Annotated in this window: 29 protein-coding genes; 18 read left to right on the top strand and 11 right to left on the bottom strand. The window is 32.1% G+C overall.

What is annotated here, in order from left to right; genetic code table 11:
• Positions 1–169: 169 nt before the first annotated feature.
• From ACZ430_RS04605 to ACZ430_RS04595, 3 genes are all read left to right on the top strand, one after another.
• Complete coding sequence (locus ACZ430_RS04605; protein WP_297212675.1) at positions 170–373, top strand: type II toxin-antitoxin system VapB family antitoxin; 204 nt, start codon at positions 170–172, stop codon at positions 371–373.
• Entirely contained in the window at positions 367–768 is a 402-nt protein-coding gene (gene vapC / locus ACZ430_RS04600; RefSeq protein WP_464910729.1) for a type II toxin-antitoxin system VapC family toxin, read from the top strand. Before ACZ430_RS04605 ends, vapC begins: the two co-directional genes overlap by 7 nt.
• 670 nt (positions 769–1,438) lie before the next feature.
• Entirely contained in the window at positions 1,439–2,503 is a 1,065-nt protein-coding gene (locus tag ACZ430_RS04595; RefSeq protein WP_297212671.1) for a Fic family protein, read from the top strand.
• Positions 2,504–2,601: 98 nt separating this feature from the next.
• Here ACZ430_RS04595 and ACZ430_RS04590 read toward each other — a convergent pair whose 3' ends face one another.
• On the bottom strand, positions 2,602–2,946 hold the full coding sequence (locus ACZ430_RS04590; protein WP_297212669.1) for a hypothetical protein: 345 nt from the start codon (positions 2,944–2,946) through the stop codon (positions 2,602–2,604).
• Positions 2,947–3,243: 297 nt separating this feature from the next.
• Between ACZ430_RS04590 and ACZ430_RS04585 the strand changes: the two genes are divergently transcribed.
• The 5 genes from ACZ430_RS04585 to ACZ430_RS04565 all read left to right on the top strand — a co-directional run bounded on the left by ACZ430_RS04585 (position 3,244) and on the right by ACZ430_RS04565 (position 6,152).
• Entirely contained in the window at positions 3,244–4,038 is a 795-nt protein-coding gene (locus ACZ430_RS04585) for a type II toxin-antitoxin system antitoxin SocA domain-containing protein (protein ID WP_297212667.1), read from the top strand.
• Positions 4,035–4,436: a hypothetical protein gene (locus tag ACZ430_RS04580; protein ID WP_297212665.1), complete on the top strand. Its 402-nt coding sequence runs from the start codon at positions 4,035–4,037 to the stop codon at positions 4,434–4,436. The genes ACZ430_RS04585 and ACZ430_RS04580 overlap by 4 nt, the downstream gene beginning before the upstream one ends.
• 114 nt (positions 4,437–4,550) lie before the next feature.
• The gene (locus ACZ430_RS04575) at positions 4,551–5,159 is read left to right on the top strand and encodes a hypothetical protein (protein WP_297212663.1); all 609 of its coding nucleotides are present in this window, start codon (positions 4,551–4,553) and stop codon (positions 5,157–5,159) included.
• 8 nt (positions 5,160–5,167) lie between these two features.
• Positions 5,168–5,764, top strand: coding sequence for a hypothetical protein (locus tag ACZ430_RS04570; RefSeq protein ID WP_297212661.1), 597 nt, complete (start codon positions 5,168–5,170; stop codon positions 5,762–5,764).
• The gene (locus tag ACZ430_RS04565; protein ID WP_464910728.1) at positions 5,757–6,152 is read left to right on the top strand and encodes a HEPN domain-containing protein; all 396 of its coding nucleotides are present in this window, start codon (positions 5,757–5,759) and stop codon (positions 6,150–6,152) included. Before ACZ430_RS04570 ends, ACZ430_RS04565 begins: the two co-directional genes overlap by 8 nt.
• Positions 6,153–6,240: 88 nt before the next feature.
• Here ACZ430_RS04565 and ACZ430_RS04560 read toward each other — a convergent pair whose 3' ends face one another.
• The 5 genes from ACZ430_RS04560 to ACZ430_RS04540 form a co-directional block, all read right to left on the bottom strand.
• Complete coding sequence (locus tag ACZ430_RS04560; protein WP_297212656.1) at positions 6,241–6,654, bottom strand: protein-export chaperone SecB; 414 nt, start codon at positions 6,652–6,654, stop codon at positions 6,241–6,243.
• Entirely contained in the window at positions 6,644–7,081 is a 438-nt protein-coding gene (locus ACZ430_RS04555) for a helix-turn-helix domain-containing protein (RefSeq protein WP_297212653.1), read from the bottom strand. Before ACZ430_RS04555 ends, ACZ430_RS04560 begins: the two co-directional genes overlap by 11 nt.
• Positions 7,078–7,389, bottom strand: coding sequence for a type II toxin-antitoxin system RelE/ParE family toxin (locus ACZ430_RS04550; RefSeq protein ID WP_297212651.1), 312 nt, complete (start codon positions 7,387–7,389; stop codon positions 7,078–7,080). Before ACZ430_RS04550 ends, ACZ430_RS04555 begins: the two co-directional genes overlap by 4 nt.
• 485 nt (positions 7,390–7,874) lie before the next feature.
• The gene (locus ACZ430_RS04545; RefSeq protein ID WP_366934813.1) at positions 7,875–8,096 is read right to left on the bottom strand and encodes a DUF5131 family protein; all 222 of its coding nucleotides are present in this window, start codon (positions 8,094–8,096) and stop codon (positions 7,875–7,877) included.
• A 125-nt stretch (positions 8,097–8,221) separates the two neighbouring features.
• Positions 8,222–8,521 (bottom strand): hypothetical protein, encoded by a 300-nt coding sequence (locus ACZ430_RS04540; RefSeq protein WP_297212648.1) that lies wholly within the window; start codon positions 8,519–8,521, stop codon positions 8,222–8,224.
• A 128-nt stretch (positions 8,522–8,649) separates the two neighbouring features.
• On the opposite strand from ACZ430_RS04540, the gene ACZ430_RS04535 reads away from it, so the two are divergent.
• Entirely contained in the window at positions 8,650–9,816 is a 1,167-nt protein-coding gene (locus tag ACZ430_RS04535) for an ATP-binding protein (protein ID WP_297212646.1), read from the top strand.
• 59 nt (positions 9,817–9,875) lie between these two features.
• Here the strand turns inward: ACZ430_RS04535 and ACZ430_RS04530 are convergent, their stop codons facing one another.
• The 4 genes from ACZ430_RS04530 to ACZ430_RS04515 all read right to left on the bottom strand — a co-directional run bounded on the left by ACZ430_RS04530 (position 9,876) and on the right by ACZ430_RS04515 (position 13,939).
• The gene (locus ACZ430_RS04530) at positions 9,876–11,087 is read right to left on the bottom strand and encodes an ATP-binding protein (RefSeq protein WP_297212643.1); all 1,212 of its coding nucleotides are present in this window, start codon (positions 11,085–11,087) and stop codon (positions 9,876–9,878) included.
• Between the two features lie 78 nt (positions 11,088–11,165).
• Positions 11,166–11,846, bottom strand: a complete 681-nt coding sequence (locus ACZ430_RS04525) for a hypothetical protein (protein ID WP_297212640.1) — start codon at positions 11,844–11,846, stop codon at positions 11,166–11,168.
• A 20-nt stretch (positions 11,847–11,866) separates the two neighbouring features.
• On the bottom strand, positions 11,867–12,487 hold the full coding sequence (locus ACZ430_RS04520) for a tyrosine-type recombinase/integrase (RefSeq protein WP_297212637.1): 621 nt from the start codon (positions 12,485–12,487) through the stop codon (positions 11,867–11,869).
• 321 nt (positions 12,488–12,808) lie between these two features.
• Complete coding sequence (locus tag ACZ430_RS04515) at positions 12,809–13,939, bottom strand: helix-turn-helix domain-containing protein (RefSeq protein ID WP_297212635.1); 1,131 nt, start codon at positions 13,937–13,939, stop codon at positions 12,809–12,811.
• A 222-nt stretch (positions 13,940–14,161) separates the two neighbouring features.
• Here ACZ430_RS04515 and ACZ430_RS04510 point away from each other — a divergent pair, with 222 nt between their 5' ends.
• From ACZ430_RS04510 to ACZ430_RS04500, 3 genes are all read left to right on the top strand, one after another.
• Positions 14,162–14,632, top strand: coding sequence for a hypothetical protein (locus ACZ430_RS04510; RefSeq protein ID WP_297212632.1), 471 nt, complete (start codon positions 14,162–14,164; stop codon positions 14,630–14,632).
• Positions 14,633–14,715: 83 nt separating this feature from the next.
• Entirely contained in the window at positions 14,716–14,874 is a 159-nt protein-coding gene (locus ACZ430_RS04505) for a ribbon-helix-helix protein, CopG family (protein WP_281321080.1), read from the top strand.
• Entirely contained in the window at positions 14,871–16,979 is a 2,109-nt protein-coding gene (locus tag ACZ430_RS04500) for a VapE domain-containing protein (protein WP_281321081.1), read from the top strand. The genes ACZ430_RS04505 and ACZ430_RS04500 overlap by 4 nt, the downstream gene beginning before the upstream one ends.
• Before the next feature lie 584 nt (positions 16,980–17,563).
• Here ACZ430_RS04500 and mobF read toward each other — a convergent pair.
• Complete coding sequence (mobF, locus tag ACZ430_RS04495; protein WP_297212624.1) at positions 17,564–20,677, bottom strand: MobF family relaxase; 3,114 nt, start codon at positions 20,675–20,677, stop codon at positions 17,564–17,566.
• Between the two features lie 279 nt (positions 20,678–20,956).
• Here mobF and ACZ430_RS04490 point away from each other — a divergent pair, with 279 nt between their 5' ends.
• From ACZ430_RS04490 to ACZ430_RS04465, 6 genes are all read left to right on the top strand, one after another.
• Entirely contained in the window at positions 20,957–21,331 is a 375-nt protein-coding gene (locus ACZ430_RS04490) for a hypothetical protein (RefSeq protein ID WP_464910727.1), read from the top strand.
• 64 nt (positions 21,332–21,395) lie between these two features.
• Entirely contained in the window at positions 21,396–21,656 is a 261-nt protein-coding gene (locus ACZ430_RS04485) for a hypothetical protein (RefSeq protein WP_297212616.1), read from the top strand.
• On the top strand, positions 21,653–21,835 hold the full coding sequence (locus ACZ430_RS04480; RefSeq protein WP_297212613.1) for a hypothetical protein: 183 nt from the start codon (positions 21,653–21,655) through the stop codon (positions 21,833–21,835). Before ACZ430_RS04485 ends, ACZ430_RS04480 begins: the two co-directional genes overlap by 4 nt.
• A 13-nt stretch (positions 21,836–21,848) precedes the next feature.
• On the top strand, positions 21,849–22,082 hold the full coding sequence (locus ACZ430_RS04475; RefSeq protein WP_297212610.1) for a hypothetical protein: 234 nt from the start codon (positions 21,849–21,851) through the stop codon (positions 22,080–22,082).
• Positions 22,075–22,725: a hypothetical protein gene (locus tag ACZ430_RS04470; RefSeq protein ID WP_297212607.1), complete on the top strand. Its 651-nt coding sequence runs from the start codon at positions 22,075–22,077 to the stop codon at positions 22,723–22,725. Before ACZ430_RS04475 ends, ACZ430_RS04470 begins: the two co-directional genes overlap by 8 nt.
• A 20-nt stretch (positions 22,726–22,745) precedes the next feature.
• A complete protein-coding gene (locus tag ACZ430_RS04465) occupies positions 22,746–23,288 on the top strand; it encodes a hypothetical protein (protein WP_297212604.1) in 543 nt (180 codons plus the stop codon).
• Position 23,289 lies beyond the last annotated feature (1 nt).

The raw sequence follows: 23,289 nt of genomic DNA, 5'->3' as shown, positions 1-23,289 counted from the left end.
GTATGAAATAATCATACCAAATTTCAAAAAATCATATCAAATTTTGTTGAAATTATTTCAACAACCGTATGGTAATTTGCAATAAGGATGTTTATTGAATTTTTTAGAAAGTTTTTGAGATACACAAAAAAATGATATAATATGTGTATAAAATATAAAGGAGCTTTAAATGCACAGGACAAACATTGAATTAGATGAGCAAATTTTAAAAGAAGCAATGGAATTAACAAAGATGAAAACTAAAAAAGATGTGGTTAATTTTGCAATCAGTGAACTTGTAAAAAAACTAAAGAGGAAAAAAATACTTGAACTTGAAGGTAAAGTTCAATGGGAAGGGAATCTTGAGGAAATGAGAGAGGGAAGGTTTTGTTAGTTGTTGATACAAGTGTCTGGATTGATTTTCTCAGAGGAGAAAAAACAAACGCCTGTAAAACTTTGCGTGAACTTATCAATTCTGAAGAGGAAATTTATATAACAGAAATAATATTGACTGAAATTCTTCAGGGCATCAAAGACGATAAACTTTACAATCTTACAAAGGAATATCTTCTTTATTTCCCAGTATTGAAACCAAAAGGAATAGAAACCTATATTAGAGCATCAGAAATTTTCAGAAGTTGTAAAAAACAGGGTAATACTGTAAGAAAAACAATAGACTGTATTATTGCTTCTATTGCCGTAGAAAATAAAGCTACAATTATTCATAAAGATATGGATTTTGAAAAAATTAAAGAATCCTTAGAGCTCAAAACACTATATACAGGATGATTCAGGCAAAATGGTGGAAAAATTTTCCACCAAACAATCCACCATTGCGTAGAATCGTTTTAGAGACGATTTTTGCTTTGACCTATATCTTAATTATTTTCTTTTTTGCCCCCTATTTATAAAGAAACCCGGTTGAAATTATTTCAACTACCCTATGACAATTTGCACTAAGGTTATTTCAATGTTTATTTTTTATAAAGAAAACTCACTTATATTTTTCTCTTTTATAAATAATAATTTTAAAATTTCTTGCATTTTAAACATCTTTTAAGTATAATTATGATTATACTAAACAGGATTATACTATGGGAGAATTAAAATTTGTTAACAGAAAAAATGAATTAGAATCACTTAATAGATTATACTCTAAAATGGTAAAAGGCAGAAAAACAAATACATTTTATTTAGCAAAAATGGATTTACTGATAGGGTCAAAGATTTGGCAAAGAGGGATGGTGTAATTTTAATAGACTGTAGCGGTTCTTCTATTTTATCTTTAACTTTCCTGCCGGGAAGTCCCCTTCCGTAAGGAAACATTACTTCACCGATAAATTAGCTAATTGGAAGATTGAGTTAATCTCAACCAGTGGTTTGCGATCACTTATGAGCGGAAGAGTAATTTTCCGCTCACTTTTTTGATTTTCTGAGCGGATTGTAATATAATTAAACTATGATAAAGCATCATCACCCATCCAAGTTACCTGTTGGAATAAATCCAACAGAATTTTATAAAGAGCTTACGGAAGCTGCTTTAGAATTAGGGAATTTAAATGGATTACAAAATAATCTTCCAAATCCTACCATACTGATTGCTCCTTTAATTACAAAGGAAGCTACAGTTAGCTCAAAAATTGAAGGGACACAAAGTACTGTATCAGATGTATTTGAGTTTGAAGCAACAGGTTTGCCCAAATATGCAGATACAAAGGAAGTAGCAAATTATAAAAAAGCAATGTTATTAGCGACTAATGAAATAGACAAGGGACTACCAATAACTTTAAATCTTATTAGAGCGACTCATCAGATTTTACTCGAAGGGACAAGAGGAGAACAATATAGAGGTAAATTCAGAGAGAATATTGTTTGGGTTGGAGTAGAAAATGCCCCTATTGATAAGGCAGATTATGTCCCTCCTGAACCAATATTAGTGCAGGAATATATGGAAAACCTTGAAAAATATCTCTTAGAAAATAAGGAACATCCATTGATAAAAATTGGAATAATTCATTATCAATTTGAAGCAATACATCCTTTTAATGATGGAAATGGAAGGATAGGAAGATTATTAATTCCCCTGTATTTATATTGGAAAAAAATTTTATTTCAACCAATTTTATACATAAGCGGTTATTTTGAGAAATACAGGAATGAATATATTAATCACCTAAAAAAAGTTGATAAAACAGGAAAATACGAAGAATGGCTGAGATTTTTCTTTATTTCACTTAAAAATCAAGCCAAAGAGACTCAAGGATTAATTTATAAAATTCTTTACCTCAGAGAACAGATAAAAGAAAAAACTGAAAAAATGAAATCACCTTATACAGATAAAGTTTTAGAAACAATGTTTTCAAAGCCTATTTTTAAAAGTAAAGATTTGCATATAGAAGAACCTACTGCAAGACGATTACTCTCTAAGTTTGTTGGGATGGGAATTTTAAAATCCTTTGCTATTAAGGGAGTAAAGGGAAAGATTTACCTGTTTCCAGATTTAATAGATATTTTATCACATTGAAATTCATTCGTTATCACATTTGTCCAAAATAGTTTTTAGACTTTTTACCTTTAACCTTATAAGTAGCTTTTCTGATATGCTCTTTTTCAGTAGCCAATTTATTTGGATATCACCTGTTCATAAAAACCCGTGGGAGATTTTTTGCCCTTAAAAATTATTGTAAAATCAAATATAAGCTCTGGGTATTTTTCCATTATTTGCTGTTCTATTTCATACACTGAAAATTGTATGTATTTATCTGGTTTATTAATAAATGTCCAGATGGTAATTACATTTCCTTTTGGCTTATAAGCTATCTTTTTTACACCAGGAATTTTTGAAACCTTTGATATAAACTCTATTGTGGCATTTGTGACTCTATCAGCTATTTCCTGAGTTACAATCGGAGTTATAAAAGGATCTGAAGACTCTCTTTTGTTTAATATAGATGACGATAATGTCATTTTTTTTTACCTTTTATTTATTTTGATTATATTTTATCCAACTATACAGGAAAAATTAATGGCTACACCATTGCATATAACCGCTTTAGAGACACTTTTTGCCCTTCACCTATATTTTATATCCCCCTCTTTAAACCTTTTTATAAAAAACCCCCTGTTGAAATTATTTCAACAACCTTATAGTAACATTTTGACATCTTTTCAAAATAGAAAACACTATTTAAAATTTTCTCAATTGTAGTTAAAATTTTTAACAAAATATTGACATAAATTTTAACATTTATTATACTTATAATAATGAAAAACATAAACAAAATAACAGGTAAAAAGATTAAGGAATTAAGAGAAAAATTAGGTTTAACTCAGGAACAGTTAGCAAAGCAGATGGGGATATCAAGATCATCCATATCACTTATAGAGAATGGAGAGAAAAATTTAACTTTAGAAGAAGTTTTAAAGTTATCTAAAATTTTAAATACTGATTTAAATACTTTAACTGGAAAAGCAAAAATGCCTGAAGTTATTCTACCTCAGACTGAAAATAATAAATCATCTAAATCAGACATTAGAATAAGCGTTCCTCAGAAAAATCTTAAAAAATTTAAAGAAGTTTTGTTATACATTTTAAATAAAGTTGGTTCAAAGCCTAATATTGGAGAGACTGTTTTATATAAACTCTTGTATTTTATTGACTTCAATTTTTATGAAAAATACGAAGAGCAGTTAATAGGTGCTACTTATATAAAAAATCATTACGGTCCAACTCCAGTTGAATTTAAAAAAATCGTTGATAACATGATTGAAAATAAGGAAATAGTGAAAGTTGAACATGAATATTTTCAGTATCCTCAAACCAAATATTTACCACTGAGACAACCTGATCTATCAGTTCTTAAAGCTCATGAACTTGAAATGATAGACAGTGTTTTAGATAGGCTATCTGACTTAAATGCTTTTCAAATTAGTGAGTATTCTCATAAAGACGTACCGTGGTTAGTAACCAAAGACAATGAAATAATAGATTATGAAACAGTATTCTATAGAACCCCTGAATTTTCAGTTAGAGATTATGGAGAGGATACTTTTAATTGATTTATAGCTTAAATGAGATCCTAAAGAAAATTAAACTATTTAAAGAAATTTATGCCACTCCTGAATTTGAAAGTGATTTTAAAAATCTTCTCAAAAAATATAAAACTCTCATAGAGGATTTTGAAATATTTATAAAAGCCCAATTATTTCTTTTTCATAAAAAACAGATTGATAATAAAGGAATTGTTTTGATTTCTGATACAGGCATAATATCACCAAAAATTTATAAAGCAAAAAAATTTTCCTGTAAAGCCTTAAAAGGCAAAGGTGTTCAATCAGGCATAAGAGTTATTTATGCTTATTTTGAAGAAGAAGATAGGATAGAATTTTTAGAAATTTATTATAAGGGAGATAAAGATTCAGAAAATCGTAAAAGGTTTATAAGATATAAACAGTGAATTAAATCAACATTGCGTATAATCGATTTAGAGACGATTTTTTGCCTTGACCTATATTCATTTATCTTTTGCCTTTATGTTAATATTAAAAATTAAAACTCAGAGGGTAAAAAATTGGACATCAAATTAGAAGGAGCAGATATCGTATTAATTGCCAATGCTCATAATCCCAGTATAGTGACACATCAGTGGCTTCAAAATAATAAATTAATTAAAGAAGAGCCACAAAATTTTACTCATACTCCTGGTTTTTCAATTTTTGAATCTGAAAATTTATTTCTTACAGTTGATTATCAGAGATTGCAAATTGCTGCTAAGAATTATAACGAGGAAATAATTAACTCGTTAAACAATTTTGTAGTAGGTTATATAGAATTGCTACCACAAATACCTTATGTAGCTTTAGGGCTAAATTTTATGTGGAAAGCTATATTTACAGAAGATGAAAAACTACCCGAAATTAACATTGTAATAAATGACAAAAAAATTAATTCTCTGCTTGATAAAACAGAAACCAAGTGTGGCGGAATTATCTATATGAAAAAGTTTCCATACGTTCTCAAAATAGTTTTCGAACCAGTTCATGATAATATAATATTGTTTAATTTTAACTTCCATCACGAGATTAAAGACAAAGCAATTAAAGAAATATTAGATTACGTAAACAGTTTTATAAACAGAAAAGCAGAATCTTTAGAAATTATAGAAAAATTTTTTAATTAAAAAAAGAAATGAATACAATGTATGTAACCCAAAATTCGTCATCAACAGAAAAGATTATATATCAATTTGATAAAGAAGTTAAAAATACTCAATCTTCTATTTTTAAAAAAGATATTTTGGATTTATACATAAATTCATACTATAAATGTTTTCCACAGGCTTCCCTCAATAAAATCACAGTAGATGCCCTAAAATCTGTTTTTAAATTCTTCTTAATTCAAAGTAAAATAATTGAAAAAAGCAATGAAACTTTTACAGAGAGCGATTTTGAAAATAAAATTAAAATAGAATCTTTAAAAAACATGTATTTTATTCCTGATGAATTAGAAGTTTATCAATATCTCTATAAAAACTTATCACTTTATGAATATTTAGAACAAGCAAATATAAATATAAAAAAGATATTTGGAGACTCAACAAATTTGCTTCTTAAAGTCGATACCGATCCTGAAGTACCCGACTATAAAAAAATACTTATCATAATTCAAACTAATTTATATCCTGATGAAGTATATATTAAAATAAAACAACTTAATTCAAAATGGTTCTTGAATCTCCCCTTTGATATCCTAAAAAGATTATCAATAAATGTTGAATTTGAGTAATTTTAACTGGGAAGAGTATTTAAGCTTAGCAATAGAACTTGAAAGTCAATCAAAAGATCCTAATCAAACTATTAAACACGCAAGGTTACGTTCTTCCATAAGTAGAGCATACTATTCTGCATTCTGTATTTGCAGAAACTATCTAAAACATAAAGAAGGGAAAAAATTGCCAAAGGATCAATCAATTCATAAAATTGTAATAGAAGATTTTTTAAATAGCAATGACATAACCAAAAGAGAAATTGGAGATTTTCTTAAAAAATTAAGACAACAAAGAAATAAAGCTGATTACGATGACACTTTTAGTAATCCAGAAAAGACTACCAGTTATTCCATACTTTTAGCTTCAGATATTATAGAAAAAATCAAATTGCTATACCATTTATAGACTATGTTTATCTAATTGCGTAGAATCGTTTTAGAGACGCTTTTTGCCTTAAAATTTCCTTGTAAAAATTCTTCATGGCGAAATTTCATCAATTTTTGTTTGATTTCTTTTTCATATCCTCATAGATAGCTACAAAATTAATCGGGTCAAGAATTAATGGAGGAACGCCAGCTTTTCTTGTTAAATCTGCTATTGATTCTCTTATAAAGGGAAACATTATAGAGGCACAATTTATATGAACTATTTTTTCTAATTCTTCACTTTTTGGTACAGTTTCAAAATCAAATATTCCCTGTTGTATTATTCTAAAAACAAACGGCTGATTTTTTTCTTCAGAGAAAAATTTAAAAATAACAGCAATCTTTTTTCTTTGTTTTTTGAAAGAAATGTCAAATCCTAATGCAATTCCATACTTTTTGCCCTTTTCAGGTTTAAATTCAGGATTAAGAGCGAAAAAACACTCAATCTGTCTTATCGTTTCTATTTTAAATTTAACCTGCAATAGCTTCTCCTGTAATAATGGAGTTTATATCTTTATTACCTAATTTTACAGCTTTATATGAAAATTCAGATTTATTTTTTGGGATCCATGTGATATAAATAACATCTCCCTCTTTTTTAGGAATAAATTCATCCTGAATTTGTTCCTTTTTCTCTCTCAGTGAGACAATAAGCTCTAAATCTAAAACCTTGGCTACTTTCCTTAAAGTGTTTAAAGAATAGTTTTCATAAAAAGGATCCTCGAGCCTTGCTACTGTAGATTGAGAAGTTCCAAGCAGTTTTGCAAACTGAGCCTGAGTAATCCCTCTTTTTTCTCTGTAATAAGCAATTTCAGCAGCAATTCTTGTTTTTTCAAGCCCTTTGTAAAATTCTTCTTTGAATTTCTTATCCTTAAATTGTTTGTCTAAAAGTTCTTTTAGACTTTTCATCTTATCCCCTCTTTCATTCTTTTTGTGGCTAATTCTATTTCTTTTTTTGGAATTCTCATACTTTTTTTTGTGAATCCATTCCAGATTGTAAATATATCATCCTCAATTGAACCAAGAAAACGAAAATTTTTTACTCTCAATTCCCATAGGTTTTCAGTCACTTTTTTCAACCATTCTGAAGAAACTTTTAAATTTCGTTCTTCTACTATAGTTAGTACTTGAAAAATTTTATTTCTGTCTCTTTCTTGCAAATTTAGGATAAAACTCTCCACTTTCTTGTGGAATATTATTCTAACCTTCTTTTTCATAATTTTATCTCAATTTTAAGATATTGTCAATAAAAATTTTTAATTAATTGAAATATAATATCAAACTAAAAATTTGCTTTTCAATAATTTTCTAATAATTATCTGATTTCATAAAATCGATTAAAAGATGCTTTTTTTTATCAAACCTATACCTCACATACCTCCCTTTGCTTCTTTTTTAGCTTTGAAGGTATAAATCCCACTTTTTCCATAAAAATTATCTTAAATTGCTTAAGATAATTTATATTATCTTAAATTTATCCTTTTGCCTATCAATTTTGTATAGTCAAAAATGGATAGTTAAATTTGATAGTCAAAAGAGGAGATAAAGGAATTCCTTTTTGTCGTCTTTCATCATACCAGTATCGCCTTTTATAATACCATCATCGATTTTTGTAATAACATTTTTACTCTCATAGCTCGCAGAGAAGTCTCTCTTAAGAGAGTCATAAGCGGGCTTTTTTTATTGGTGGAAAAATTTTCCACTAAGGGAATTGTTGAACAAAATAGTTTGAATATCGTTTGATATTTTCTTTGAAAAATAGAGGTATGTTGTATTTGTTTGATTGTTTGATAATTTCATTTATCCATTCTGTTTTAGGAATAAAAGGATTTTTACCTGTTTGAGCACCTATTATTATCCAATCTATCCCTTTTAGGTCAAAGGTAACAGGTCCAAGTAGAGGTTCAATACTTAAATATTTTATCTTTACATTCTACGCCTGGACTGGGCGGAAGTAACGCCTGTGGAGTGGATAACCTCTGCACGGATATTAGGACATAATCCCTATATTCATGTAAGTTACCACGTTGAAGCAGGAAGCTCACGGATTCATCCGTGAGAGGATGTCACCTTTAAAGGTTCATCAAGCCTGTGGGGATAAAAGGTGGGGTCATATCCGTAAGGATAAATTTCTCCCTTCTCTGCTATGTGGCACTGTCCTGTCTCCCTACTTTTCCAGTCTTTCTCATAGACTAAAGAACCATTTTTAGTTTTATATTTTGCTCCAAATCTATTCAATGGAGAAGTAGCTTTCATTGTATTGTAGCAGTAAGTATTCCTACAGGGATGAAAACATCCTGTTATAGGGTTCCATGTATAATCACACCACTCAATAGAAGTTTTATTCATAGAACGCCTCCGAAATTTGTTTTTATTAGATTACTAATTTTAAATATTATAACAATTTATTGCTAAATTATAATATTGAAATAAAACTAAATATTGAATTTTTTTATTTTTAGTTCTATAATAGAACCATGCAAAACATAAAAAGTCTTATAGAAAAACTTGAATTAATTCATCACAGGCTTAAACTTACAATTCCTAAAAATCTTAGACCTTATTATGAAAATTTAGACATTGACCATTCAAGAGGCTTAATTATCTATGGACAGAGAGGAGTTGGTAAAACCACTTTTTTGCTATATAGAACTTTAAATAAGCCATTTCTGTATGTATCAGTTGACCATCCGTTAGTTACGGATATAAGCATTTATGAACTTACTGAAGCAGTATTTAAAGCAGGATATCAAGGTATAGTTTTAGATGAAGTTCAATATGCAAAGGATTGGGCAGTGCAACTTAAAGCTCTTTATGATTCTTTTCCTGACCTTTATATCTGGGCAAGTGGAAGTAGTAGTCTTATGCTAAAATCAGGTTCAGCTGATTTTTCACGCAGGTTTGTTTTTAAGAGAATTCCCTTACTTTCATTCAGAGAGTATTTGTGTCTAAAACATTCAATTTCAATTGAACCTATAGACTTATTTGAACAACAATTTGATTTTTTCTCTAAAGTTCAATCAAGGGAACTCCTTAGAGCTTTTAGGGAATACCTCAATTCAGGCACAAGACCTTTTTTCTTTGAGGGAGATTATTGTGAAAGACTTAAATTAGTTTTAGATAAAGCTTTATTTCACGATATACCTCTGTTTTTGCAAACTATCGGAGAGAGACATTTAAAGCTAATGAGAGCTGTTCTTGGTCATCTTCTTTATAGTTCAGTGCCAACTCTTAATATATCTTCCCTTTGTAGAGACTGGCAGATAAGTAAGGAAAAACTTTACGAACTGCTTTTAGTAATGGAACAAACAGAAATTTTAAAACTTATAAAAAGAAAAACAAAAGAAAACGGTTTTAAAAGAGGTTCAAAAATTCTACTTACCGATCCAGCTTATTATTACTGTTTTGATGGTGATGTAGGAACTGCGAGAGAAGCCTTTGCTGTCTATAACCTCTCTGAAAGATATGGTGAAATTTTTGCCTGCTATGATGAAAGAGAATGTGATTACATAGTTAAAGGAATTAAGATTGAAATAGGAGGAAAAAGTAAGAAAATTAAAAATTCAGATATAGTATTAACTGATGAAATTGACTTGCCTGTAAGAAATAAAATTCCTCTTTATTTTGCAGGATTGGTTTATTGAGTGCTGTTGAAATTATTTCAACCAATGTAGAAGAAACAGAATTTGCGATTATATTTCTTTCATGACAACAAAACACTCAAGGGAATTGCCCAGAGTTTTTCACCAAGCCTTATTATATTGTTTCCATTATAAGCGACTATACCTGCAATGCAGTTTTCTGTGTTACTTACAAAAGCCTTAAGACCTGCAAGTTCTCTGTCTTCCCATTTCTCCCCTGCTTTGACTTCAATAGCTATACATCTGTTTTGAGCTTCAACTACAAAGTCAACTTCATATCTTCCCTGTATATGCCAAAAATACAGATTTGCTTCCTGCCATTTCGATTCTATTATTGACAGCAAGTTTTGAGCAACATAGGTTTCAAAAATTGCTCCCTTTAGAGGTTCTCTGTCAAGAGAATCAACATTTGCAAGATAACAGGCTAATCCTGAATCACTCATGTATATCTTTGGCGATTTAATTTGTCTTGAGGCTTTACTTTTTAGATAAGGATGAATTCTTCTTATTATGAATGATGCTTCAAGTAAAGAAAGATATCTTGAGGTAGTTGAGACATTAAGTTTTGCATCTCTTGCAATCTCGCTTAAACTAAGGATACTCCCAGTTCTTAAAGCAACAAGGCTCAGTAGATGCCTGAATGCAATTAAATTCACTATTTGACTAAACTGTCTTATGTCTCTTTCAAGATAGGTCTGCTCATAACCCTTAAACCATAAGACTCTTTCAGATAGCCCAAGGGCAACAGGTGGTAATCCTCCTTTTATTATGTCTTCATTCTTTATTTTTTCTGTAACAGTGAAGCTTTCGATTTTTTGTGTTCTAAAAAACCTCATTAAAAATGGCTCTTCTTTTGTTTTAAAAAATATCTCTCTTCGGGACATGGGAGACATGTTTAAATAAACTGCTCTTCCTGCAAGACTTTCGGTAAGATTCTTAAGTAAAGCAAAATTTGCAGAACCAGAAAGTAAAAATCTTCCGGGTACTCTATCTTTATCCACAATTTTTTTTATTACCGTGAATATCTCAGGACACCTTTGGGCCTCATCTATTGTCATAATTTTACTCTGAGTTAGAAAATGCTCAGGTTCTCTTTTTGCAGATTCAAGATAAACAAATTCATCAAAACTAAAATAAGGACGCTCTTTCAAAAAAGGTTCATTGAGTAAAAAGGTGCTTTTTCCTGTTTGCCTCATGCCCGTAATTACTACAACAGGCATCTCTCTTAAAGCCTTTTGAACAATATTTCCTAAATCTCTTGGAATGTATGTCATATTTTTTCATAGTATAGTGACATTTTGACACTATGTCAAGAAAAAATTAAAAAGCCGCTGTTGAAATAATTTCAACAGTTATTTAGTCTGCAAAATATATTCAAACTCTTTAGAAAGATTAGGTCTTTTAATTTTGTCTTCTGTAAGAACTCCTTCCTCAATTAATACATCTGCTATTTTATTAGCTATAAAATAGCAGTTAGCATCATATAAACCTATAGGATTTCCTACACGCAATGGTCCTGCTTGATAAGTACCTGTTTTAAAAGGTATTTCTTTATTTAAAGTTTTAATTTGTCCATGTATTTCAACAAAATAACTGGAAAAAGGACTGTTTTCAAGTTCACTTCGCTTTACAAGTAAAGCATCTCCTCCAATTTTGATTTTTACTGCTTTATACTTCAAATGTGATTTATTTTGTATGTCATATCCATCAAACAAAATAACCGCTGTTGGTATCACATTTCTCATTGCTTTTGCAACACAAACATCCAAATTACCTCTTTTCCCCGGTTGTATAAAACTGGGAGAAGCAGAAATATCAAAGTAGTAAGGCTCAATACTTATAACTACATCAGGTTTTTCAGGATTTTTATCAAGCCCTAATGCTTTTATATAGGCTTCTCTTGACTCTAAAACTTCTCCATCAGGAAGTAAAGCCTGATCCATGTTTGAAGCAAAGATTCCACCTTTAGGAGCACAGCCTGTTAGAGATATTAAAATTAATAAACAAGAAATTAAAAATGATTTAATTCTCATGTTTCCTCCAGAAAAATTAATTATATCAAACCCTTGCTTTTCATCAATCCCTGTATCTCAATATTACTGTATCTCAAATACATTGCAGTTGTATTTAAACTTGCATGTCCCATAAGTTGCTGGACCGCTGTAACAGGAATACCTGCTCTTAGTAGCTCTATCGCTCTTGTATGCCTTAAAACATGTGGATGTGCTATCTGCTGAGGTATTCCTGCTTTTAGACAAAGAGTTCTAAATACAGTGAAAAAATTATTTCTCTCTATTTTAAAAATCTTACCTTCTAAAGAGGGATATATTTTCACAGTTCTCAGATATTCAGAGATAAGCCTGTCAGGAATAGGGATAATTCTATACTGTCCTTTTTTCTTGCCTGTTCTTTTAAGTGTAACAAGCCTTACTGTCGAGTTTCTGAAATCTATATCACGAGTTTCATCAATATTTAAAACTTCTGAGATTCTCGCTCCTGTGTATCTCAGGAATAAAAATACAAGCCAGTATCTTACCCTTACGATGCCTCTCTTTTCCTCAAACCATTTCTGAAATTCTACGGTAAGCCTGTTAAGTTCATCCTCAGTAAGATGGTATATCTCTCCTTCCTGTGGAGATGGTATAAGTGAGGAATTATTTTTTATAGCAAGCATTGCAATATGTTAACAGAAATGTTATAAATAGTCAAGAATTTAGAAATAAAATTGCTTATTTTAAGGCTAAAAATTATTATTATTTATAACAAAATTAAAATTTTGTTATAAATAGTTGAAATTATTTCAACAACCTCCAGCCCCGGACCTTATGGCAATTTGCTATAAGGTCTAACCAGATTTGCCAAGATTTGTCAGGATTTGCCAAAAGTTGACAGATTTGACAGCATTTGCCAAAAGTTGTCAAAAGAGATTTGACAGATTTGACAGATTTGACAAGATTTGTCAAAAGTTGACAAAAATTGACATGAGTTTTTAGTTTTAGACAAAGCCAAATCTATCGATATAAGTTTTTTTTGCAAAAGTGATAAATTTATAGTATTTTTCAAAATACTCTAATGTTTGGCTAAAAATTTTAAACTGCTCTTTTTCAAAATATAATTCAATAATAAAACCCTCATCACAAACTTTTCTGAATAAGTATTGTATTGAACCTTCTGCATTGATACGAGAAATCACAAAATTACCTACTCTGTATTCTCTATTCTCCTGTTCTTTTTCTTGTGTTTTAAAAATTTTTTTAAGTAATAAAATAAACTCAACTAAGTCAAAAATTGTCATATGTATGTATATTTGCTTCTCTTTTAGTTTTAGACTATACGCTCCATAATTATATTTAGAATTTAAATTTTCTGCAGTAGCCCATATCTGTATTTCAAATTCTTTTTCTTGTTTTAGTTTTGGAATATCAATTTTTTCTAAAATTATATTTGTTTCTACATCTTCTATATTTATATCCATGTCTATACTACTAATTTTTCTTTGCTTTTTATCTTCAACATAAGATAATCCAACATAATACCCCCATGGCAGTAAAAGAGAGCTGATAGTTTCACAATCCTTTTTAGATAATTCAAACTCACCATCTCTAAATAAAACAACTAATTTATCTGCTATATACGTTTTAGAATCTTTGACGGTTTTTGGTATGTTTGGATTAGTAATAAAATCAACAAAATATTTATCACCACCAAGAAAGTTTATATTTTTTATTTTGCAATTTTTATACACATATTCAAATATGGAAATTAAATTCTTGATGAAAATAGGATTTGCAGGCAAAGAGCCGCCAGTAGACCAAGATAATTGAATGAGATTCAAAATAAATTCAATTTCGTATTTAGAGAGTGTTTCATTTAAATTAATTTTTTCTCTAATTTTTGCTAAGCCTTTTCTGTAATCAGAAAAAATAAGCCCACGCCCAGTTTCAAGCCAATCTTTGGATACGCCTGTTTCTTTTTCCAAAACCAACAGAGTCTGCTCAGAGGGTTTTCTTATGCCAGTTTCTATCTGAGCTAAAAAGCTACGATTTACTTTAAGAAAGTTAGCCAGTTTTTCTTGGGATAAACTTAGAATATTTCTAATTTCTCTCAACCTCTCAGCTATTGTCATCTTCATCACCTCCTACTATATATAATGCAAAAGTATAACATATTTGTTACATCGTAACATAATTTTATAGCTTTATAAAAATTTTAAATTAAAAATTTTATAAAATCCACTTGACATGTTGCTTAGTAACATAATAAACTAAAGTTACTAAGTAACAGTAATTTCTGAAAACATTGAAAATACTAAGTTTTTGAAAAGGTAATTAAATATGAGGAGGTAAAAATGAAAGGTGGAATAAAAATAGGAGACTTCAAGAGGCTACAGAAATACCTCAACGCTGCACTTTGTAGATGCGAATGTAGTCTCGACGAGGATAGAAAAAGCGAAATAGAACTTTTTCTCATCGAAAAATTTTGGCTACAAGGAAAAAACATCCCCACCCAAGCAGGCAAGAAAAAAGATGTAGGAGTCAAATGGGCACTTCGGACAAAACTTCGTGACATAGGCTTCAAAAATCATACGATTTCAAGCATTTGCAATGAAGATGGCGAGGAAGTGGATATTTTTGAATGCATCGGAGAAAACGAACAGAGATACACCGAAATCGAGCAGTGGCATGATATCTGTCGCACAGTAGGACCCGAACCCGCAAAAGCAATGCTGTTCGGACTGTACGAAGAGCAGGAAGAGCAGGAAAAAGAGACATCTGAGGAAAAAGAAAAGTGGGAAAGCAGGCAGGGAGTGCTTTTTTGAAAAAATTTCCCTTGCAAAATAAAGGAGAATTTTGAACCCCTATATATAGAAAAGTAAAACATTGAAATACAGGAGGTATAAAAATGAAGAGAAAAGGAACAAATATTAGGATGAAAGAGGAAGTAAGAAACAAGATATTCGATATAGCTCAGAAATCAGGCAGAACTCTATCGGAAATAGTTCGGGAAGCTGTAGAGGAATGGCTTAAAAAAAGGGAAAAAAGAGAAAGGAGTGTAAAATGATAGAGTTTGAAATTATATCAAGTTCTGTTGAAAAATTGAATGATTTTTTAAGACAAGTAAAGCAAGCTCAAGCAGAGAAAAATATTCATATAGTTTTTTCATCCCTAAGCCAGAAACTAAGAGAATCAGGCTATATAATAATTCCTTCTAATGGTAAAATTCCGATTCACAAATATAATTCTGAAAGCGACAAAAAGATAGCAAACGCTAAAAAAATAGAGAACAGTGCTCTATTACTTCTTCCAAGCTGGCTGGCTGTAATTGATATAGATGATGTAAACCTATTTTGCGAGAAGTTTTCTGTAGATATAGACGAAATTGAAAAAGTAGCCAACGTTAGAACGGGTAAAGGGTATCATATATATATAAATGACCCACAAAAAACACTTAAAAGTGTTAACTTGATCAAAAAATTTGGTTTCGAAATATTGCGAAGTGAGAATGATCTTGTAATGTTGCCAGGCAGCAGGATATATCACGAAAGATTACAGAAAAACGTAATTTACGAAGTGGTTAATCCCGAAGTTTTAGAAATAGATGATATTGGTATGCATCTTTTTTTAAAGAATTGCCTAAGTGTTGCAGGTATAGCAGAACAAGGGAATGGCAATGGACACGGAAACAATATAAGCAGAGAGAAAAGAATAACACAAAAAATAGATTTAGATAGACTCAGCAAAATAATAAAAAGGCATTACAAGCACGGTGACAGACAGAATATATGTATATACACAGCTGGACTACTCGCAAAGAATGGAATTGACATAGACACAGCAATAGCGATTGTATCTGAGATAGCTTCAGGAGATACTGAACTTCGTATGCGGATAGCTGGAGTAAGACATACATATCAGGACTTTGAGGCCGGAAAAGAAGTTAAGGGCATTTCAGGTTTAAAAGAGCTTGGAATTGAGGAGATTGAAGAAGTATTTTCCGAGAGCAAAGAAAAAGAAATAAAAATAACAATTCCTACAGTGACCGAACTTTTATTTGAATTTTGTACAGAAAACAACATAAAAATAGATTATGATGAATTTTACATTAAAATATTTATTAACGACAGGGAAATCAGTAGAGAAGTAGAAATATATATTCAATCAAAACTCGAAAAACGAATAAACAAGAGAATTCCAGATGATGTATTCCAGAAGTCTATAGAAAGTATAGCATACTCTAATAAAAGAGACCGACTAATAGAGTTCCTTAAACTATGCAAACATCAATGGGACGGAATTCCGAGAATTCATACATTCTTCTACGATGTATTTAAAACGCCTTTATCTCAGTATAGTATCACTGTCTCAAAAAACTTTTTTGTTTCTGCTGTTGCCAGGGCTTTTTGCCCTGGGTGCTTCCAGAAAAACATAGTAGTTATTCAGGGTGCTCAAAACATAGGGAAATCAAGGGCTTTGATGGCTTTAGGTAAAGAGTTTCATCGTGAAATCAATGTCTCAATCACCACTGAAAAAGACTTCTACATGGCGATTCAGGGAGTATGGCTTGCCGAGATTCCTGAGATGGATGCCTTGCGTAAGGCAGACAGAAATCGGATCAAGGCAATAATATCAAGTACGGTGGATAGATTTCGACCGCCATATTCAAGACACATGAAAGACTTCCCGAGAAGAAGCGTTTTTACGTGCACAACGAATGACCAGACTATATATGACGACCCCACAGGAGGAACAAGATTTTGGATTCTTGAGGCTCGGGGAAAAGCAAATATAGAATACATAGAAAAGTATAGAGAACAGCTTTTTGGCGAAGCGGTATGGGAGCTTGAGAAAGGCTACAAATATTGGGAAGTCGATGAGCAAGAAGCTCAAGAGATCCAAGAAAACGCACGCAGGCATGATGAATGGGAAGAAATTATATCGGAGTATATAGAAAAAAACAAAATAGAAAAAACAACGGTAGTTGAGATAGCCGAAAAAGCTCTCTATATTCCACCGAAAGACCTCGATAAAACCAAACAAATGCGAATCGCAGAATGTCTTACTGTTATGGGATTCGCCAAAAGAACAGTCAGAGAAGCAAGTAAGATAAAAAAGGTTTGGTTTAAAATTTTAGATTCAATTCAGCCCCAGGAAACTGACCCCTTTTAAGAGGTGGTAACACTAAAAAACTTTTGAGTTTCAACGAGTTAGCCTTATTATTCCCCATTTGTTACTACCGTTTCCACCATTTTCGTATATTTTTCTTTTTTCAGTTTTTTTAAAAAAATTTTTTTTTGGGAAAATTTTACCCCTATTTTTTGTCATTACGTGGTAACAATCCAGTAGTATCAATGTGTTACCACCTGTTACCACCTTATACCCTTAAAAATAGAGGTGGTAACAATATAGAAATATCAAGGGCAAAAATGTTACCACCCCTGTTACCACCATAGGAATTCTTGATTTTGCTTGATGTATAGGGGTAGGGACTATATTAAAATGCTTGAAAAATATAAATTTGTAAGAACAAAATTATAAAAAACCTTTTGCAAGCCTTCCCCAAGTGTCACCTTTTTTAAAAAAAAAGTGAAAAACCCCTTTTTTTGCAATCCTAATAATATCAATCATTTATGCAAGAGATATGCTCTAAACTATTGATTTTTCTACTTCCCCAAGTGTCACCTTTTCCTTCCCCAAGTGTCACCCCCCCATTCGTGCAATCCCTTGATTTTTCTACTTCCCCAAGTGTCACCCTATCGCCCCCGTCCGAGGGAGTGGGATTGTTCAGCTGCTGCAGCTGAACGAGAGTGTTCTGTTTGAGTCTTTGATTCCCTTTCCAGTGAGCTTGTTTTCTCTTGTTCTCTTTGCATGCTTTTATACATTTCTTGTTTATTTGCAGTGTAGATGCTATATCCCTCTTTTCCTCTTGTCATTGCAGTATACATTTCATTATAGTTTGTCTTTTCTGATACGGAATATATCACTTTTTTCGTTGTCATACCCTGACTTTTGTGCACGGTTGAGGCATAGCCATGATCTATGTAGTTGTAGCTCTTGATGTTGAAACTCTTTTCCTTGTTGTTATTCTTGATTGTGATATTTCCATCTTTGTCAACTGATTTCACTTCCCACATTTCACCATTTTTGACCCCGAATTTTTTGTCATTCTTGAGAGTCATGACTTTATCGCCCTTAGAAATTTCTATTTGCTTTTGAGAATACACTGAAAGCTTATCGCCCCAATCTTTTAGATTGACCCGAAAATCATTTTTGCCATTGCTTATTGTTATTGTGTTTTCTTTGCTATTTATGCCTTTGACCTGAAACTCATTCACTTTTGAAGATATACCCATTTCTTTCATGTCTTGCCTTGCTATATGCACTGAATCGCCTATTTGGTATGAAAAAGCATACCTCTTTTCCTCTGCACTGAGATTTTTGCTTTCTTTCACAGTGAAAACATACCCCTCTTTGTTTACTTTGCCTTGATTCTTCAATTCATCTCGAATGACCGCATTTAGCTCATTCTTTTCCCTGTTTGTAGCCGATACTATATGAGTTTTTTTGTAGTCACTTTTGAAATATTCCTGTTTGATTGCCTCTATCCTATCCTGTTTATTTTGAACCTCATGCACTTTTCCAGAGCTATCAAGCCTTTCAATTGCTTCCTGAAATCTTTTTTCACTGAATTCTTTTACCACTTCTTTGTATCTTTCCTCAGTTTGCCTTACTTTCTGGGTCATTTCTATTGTATTCATACCTCTTTTTTGCATTTCCTCAAATATCTTACCTTGAGCCACAGACTGCATCTGTTTTGTATCCCCCGCCACCACTACCCTTGCCCCAGCTTCCTTTGCAGTTTTCATTAGTTCAGACATTTTTTTTGAACCCAGCATTGATGCCTCGTCAACTATCCAGACTTCTTTGCCATGTTGAATGACCCGTTCAGGAGATTGATATTCCTTCTGATGCTCTTTTATGCTTATGCCAGCACCTACAGGAACAAATCTTGTATGGCTTATTTTTCCAGACTGAACATCCTTGAGATATACATTTACCTCTCTATATGTCTGAAACCTTTGTCCATACTCAACTATCATTTGTCCTTTCCAGCCATCCTTCTCAATCACATATACCTTGTCTTTGTATTCATACCCCCACCCACCTTTCTGTTCTGTTTTTAGCCCGAAAGTTTGTTTTATGTCATTGACTATATAGTTCTTTATCTGAGATTGCCATGTTTCAGACTTATCGAACAAACTTGGTGGTGCAGACCAAGACCGATTCTCAAACTTTTGATTGAGTTTTTCATACTCTTGACGATACTTCTCTATGTCTTTCACTATCTGAGTCTTTTCAAACTGCATGAGAAAGCTATCCACGGTTTGAGAGTTTATTCCAACCTTAGACAACTCTTCCGCAGCCTTGCCAGTTGGTGCAAGTCCACGAACTACAAAACCTTCTTTTTCTAGGAGAGGTTTGATGCACTCAAAAGAAGTTGTCTTCCCCACGCCAGCATCGCCTTGAATGCCTATTACCTTATCCTTTGACATTGCTATATGATATACTGCTTTTTTCTGATCCTCAGTCATTTGAAAACCCTTCTGAGTTTCATAGTCCTTAATTGCTTTGTCTATCACTTCTTTGTTTGAAACAAATTCCTTCTCAGTTCCATTTGTCTTCCTCACGAAATCTATTACACTTTTCTCTATCTTTTGCATGTCTTGAGTTGTGAAATATTCAGTGCCTTTGACCTGTATTATTTCTCTTTCTTTTTGCAACTGATTGAATGCTTTTTCTATATCTGAAACAGTCATTACTTTTTGACCTTTTACCGCATCATTCATTGATTGCCTGAGTGCAATTTCAAAGAGTTTTGTTTTAGTGAATGCAGATTCATTTTCATGTATGATTGAATACGATTGTCTAACATAGTCCTTTGTAGCTTCAAACTGCTTTTTCTCTGAGAGTTCTTTTATGTCTTGTCTTGCACTTTCTACACTCTCTTTTATTTGCTCTCTTGTTATGCCAAGTTCAGAGAGTTTCTCATCCCAAATTTGATTTAGTTCCTCTTTTGAAAGAAATTCCTTTGATTGTCTTGAGTCTATTCTTGCTATATCCCTTAATTCATTCTCATTTAACCCCTGAAATTTTCCATTCTCTTTTAACTCTTTCAAAGTTTGTTCAACTTGCTCTCTTCTTTCTGAAAATTTGTCTAATACCTCTTGACTGAATCCTACAATTTCAAAATTGCCATTCCTATCTATCATTTCAATTTTGTATCCCAGTTCCTGCAGATTCCTCGCAAGCTCATTTTTGTATATCTGATCCAGTGCTTTCTGATGTTCAAAAATCACACGTGGTTCAAGTGCAGTTATCTTTCCATCACTACTACGGATTACTGAGTTCAATACCACCGAATGAGTATGAAGTTGAGGGTCATGTTCACGACTCGTGAAATGAGTGAAGTTTGCTATTGCTACCCCACTTGCCTGAACATCCTCTTTCCCACCCTGACCTTGCCTTGTCCAAGCGAGATTTTTTTCAAGATATTCATTTGCTTTCATAACTGCTTTCTCATGTGCTTCTTTGATTCTTTCATCACCGATTAAGCTATATGCAAGTGATACGGATTTTGATGCAGAATAAGTTACATCCAGACCCAACCTTTCACTGTTAGAAAGTCCCTTGATTTTTTCCATATCCTGCTCAGTTACTTCCTTACCCTCTAAGCCCTCTCTCTTAGCAAGTTCACCTTGCCAGAATCCTTTAACTGAATCCTTTTCTGAGTAGTATTCAAGACCATGAGAATCCTCTTTTAAGTGAGTGTAATATTTGCTATCATTTACAACTGTTAAAGTTACCATATTTTACCCCCTAAAAATGTTATATCCTCATGTATGTATTAATGCAGTTCCTCTCGCCCGCTTCTAATGGCATACACCACGCACCGCCCTGGTGCAAAAAGCCTTGATAGTATTAAATGTCTTTGTCTACATTCCTTATTTTTAATCCCTGATTTGATTAGAATTAGCAAGCTTTTAGATATGTAGACAACTTCTTTCAGTCAAAATGTAGCCATTTGTCTACACCCTGAAACTGCATTATTTATAAGTAGGTAATTAATAAAAAAGGGGGTAATAAATATGTCGCAAGTAATCAGAGCAAGAGTAACAGATGAACTTTATGACTTACTTGAAAAATTAAGCAAATCACAAGGTAAAAGTTTGTCAAAGTTTGCGGCAGAACTTTTGCAAAACTCAATCAAGCAAGAAATGAAAGACACACAATTGTTAAACAAGCTCATCCAGAAGATTGAAAGCCTCTCAGAACCACAGCCAGCAAAACCGCAAAATTCAACACTTTCTGAGGAGGTAATTCTATTTATGATGAAGCAAAACACAGCAGCAGTAATTGAGTGTCTTCTTGCTTTGTCAAATGAATTCTTTTTTGACAAAAAGAAGCATGAAAATTTTGAAAAAGTTGCAAAGCAAATTTTGCAGAAAATTCTGAATGAATAAGTTGCATTAATAAATATAGAGGTGCTCATGAGAGCACTTAAAAAAAACAAAAAGGAGGGCAAAAATGGAGAAAAAAATCGAGGAGTTTTTGAGGGAAGTGGAAGGGATAGCGAAAGAAATTGCAGCGGATAGCAGTATCACAGAAAAAGAGAATCAGTTGAAAAAACGCATACACGAACTTGCAGCAGAAAAGAACGATGTTGAAATCCAAAAATTTCTGCAAAAAAATTTTGATTTTATGCACAGTTTTTTTTGTATCGCATACTTTTTTGATTCTGAAAATTTCATGAAACATGAAACCGAGAAAATACAGGAGGTAGTATGAAAAAAAACGTCAAAAGCATCAAGGAAAAAATGAAGCAATTGGAGAGGGTTCTGAGGGAGACAGAAAGGGATTTCTACGCAGAATTCGGCAAGGAGGTGGAGAGGGAAATCGCAGCAGGAAACGCAGACGGAAAAATGAAAGAAATCTATGAAAAACTGAAAGAAAAATACGGGATTTAAAAGGAGGTAGATGATGGTAATTGATGAAATCATCAAACGATACAAAACACTTGAAAGCAGTGATAGGGAGTTACTCCTGGAAGTGAGAAACAGACTTGACGACACAATCACACTGATAGACGCTATGCTTTTTCAGCTCAATGAAATAGAAGAACACACGCTTGAACTCCAGAAAGAACTTGAAAGCTTGAGACGATACACGAAAAAGATACAAAAAAAACAAAAAGGAGAGGAACAAGATGAGTAAAGATATAGAAAAAATAGAAAAAAAGAAAAGAAAAAAAGAAAGAAGAGAAAGAGCAATACAGCAATTGAAAAAACACTTGAACAATCTTTTTTGGCTTTTTTCCAGTTTTTCAAGAAAAACACTCATAGTGATAGCTCTGATTGTAGTCGCTTTTATCACCGTTTTGCTTCTTTTTTCAGTTTTTCACAACGACAACGATTTTGAAACACATCTTGCACTGTTGCAAAAAAATCAAGCTACAGATGAAAGCAGAGAAAAAGCAATGAAATACGCATTTGAAAAACACAAGAAAAAACTGGAAATAGAGAAAATAGTTGAAGAGGAGAAAAAAGTAGTTTTCATCTGTGACAGAGATGTACCGGAATGGAAAGAAAAAATCAAGCTAGAAAAATACCCAAAAATGAATAGTTTTAACCAGATAATTCAAATCTTGCAGAAGAAATATCGACATTTTAACACTGAAAAACTTTTATTCAACACCAACGACGAGACGAAAAGAGCTATACTGTATTTCTTTTGTGACCCCAAAAATGACTTTCAGAAACTGTATGAATACGTGAAAACTATTGAATATCTTGACCCCCCAAGCAATGATATCGAAAAGATGAAAAGAACAGATTACCTTTTTGAAAGAGAGTTTTAAATTTAAAAAGGAGGCTGAAAATGAGGAAAATAATAGTGTTTTTAAGGCAGTTTGGTATAGTGGTTTACGAGTTTTTGGCTTCAATTCTTTTTGCCATTACGGTTTTTCTTACGTTTGCGACCGAGACGAAAAAAAGATTTCTATTTTTCTTTGTCGTGGGAGTACTGATTTTTTCATATCTTGCAGGTGGAGTAATCATAAAAGACACACAATATTCAATTTGTCATGAAAAAGCTTTTTCTTCTGATGACAAAAAGTTTCTTCTACGGGTACCGTTATTTGATAGACATATTCCCGTCGATAAATCATGTTTAGAGCATATATATGCATATGCCTATTTCCAAAAGTATGTAGCAGCAGACAAGTTTAAGGATCCCCGACGTTCTGAAATGTACCAAATTCAATATGATGCACTCATGAAAGACATATATGAAAAAGAAAACAACTACATAGAGCAGCAAAATGAAAGTGTATTCAAGAAAGTTTCAAGACGAATTATCTTGGGTTTGTTTGCGTTACCGCTTCCTCTGCTTCCTTTTTACGAGTCTATTTTTGGGAGGTAAT

The organism is Thermodesulfovibrio sp. TK500a, assembly GCF_055381765.1.
Note: the sequence above shows the minus strand (reverse complement) of the source record. Positions and strands in the feature narration are given on the sequence as shown.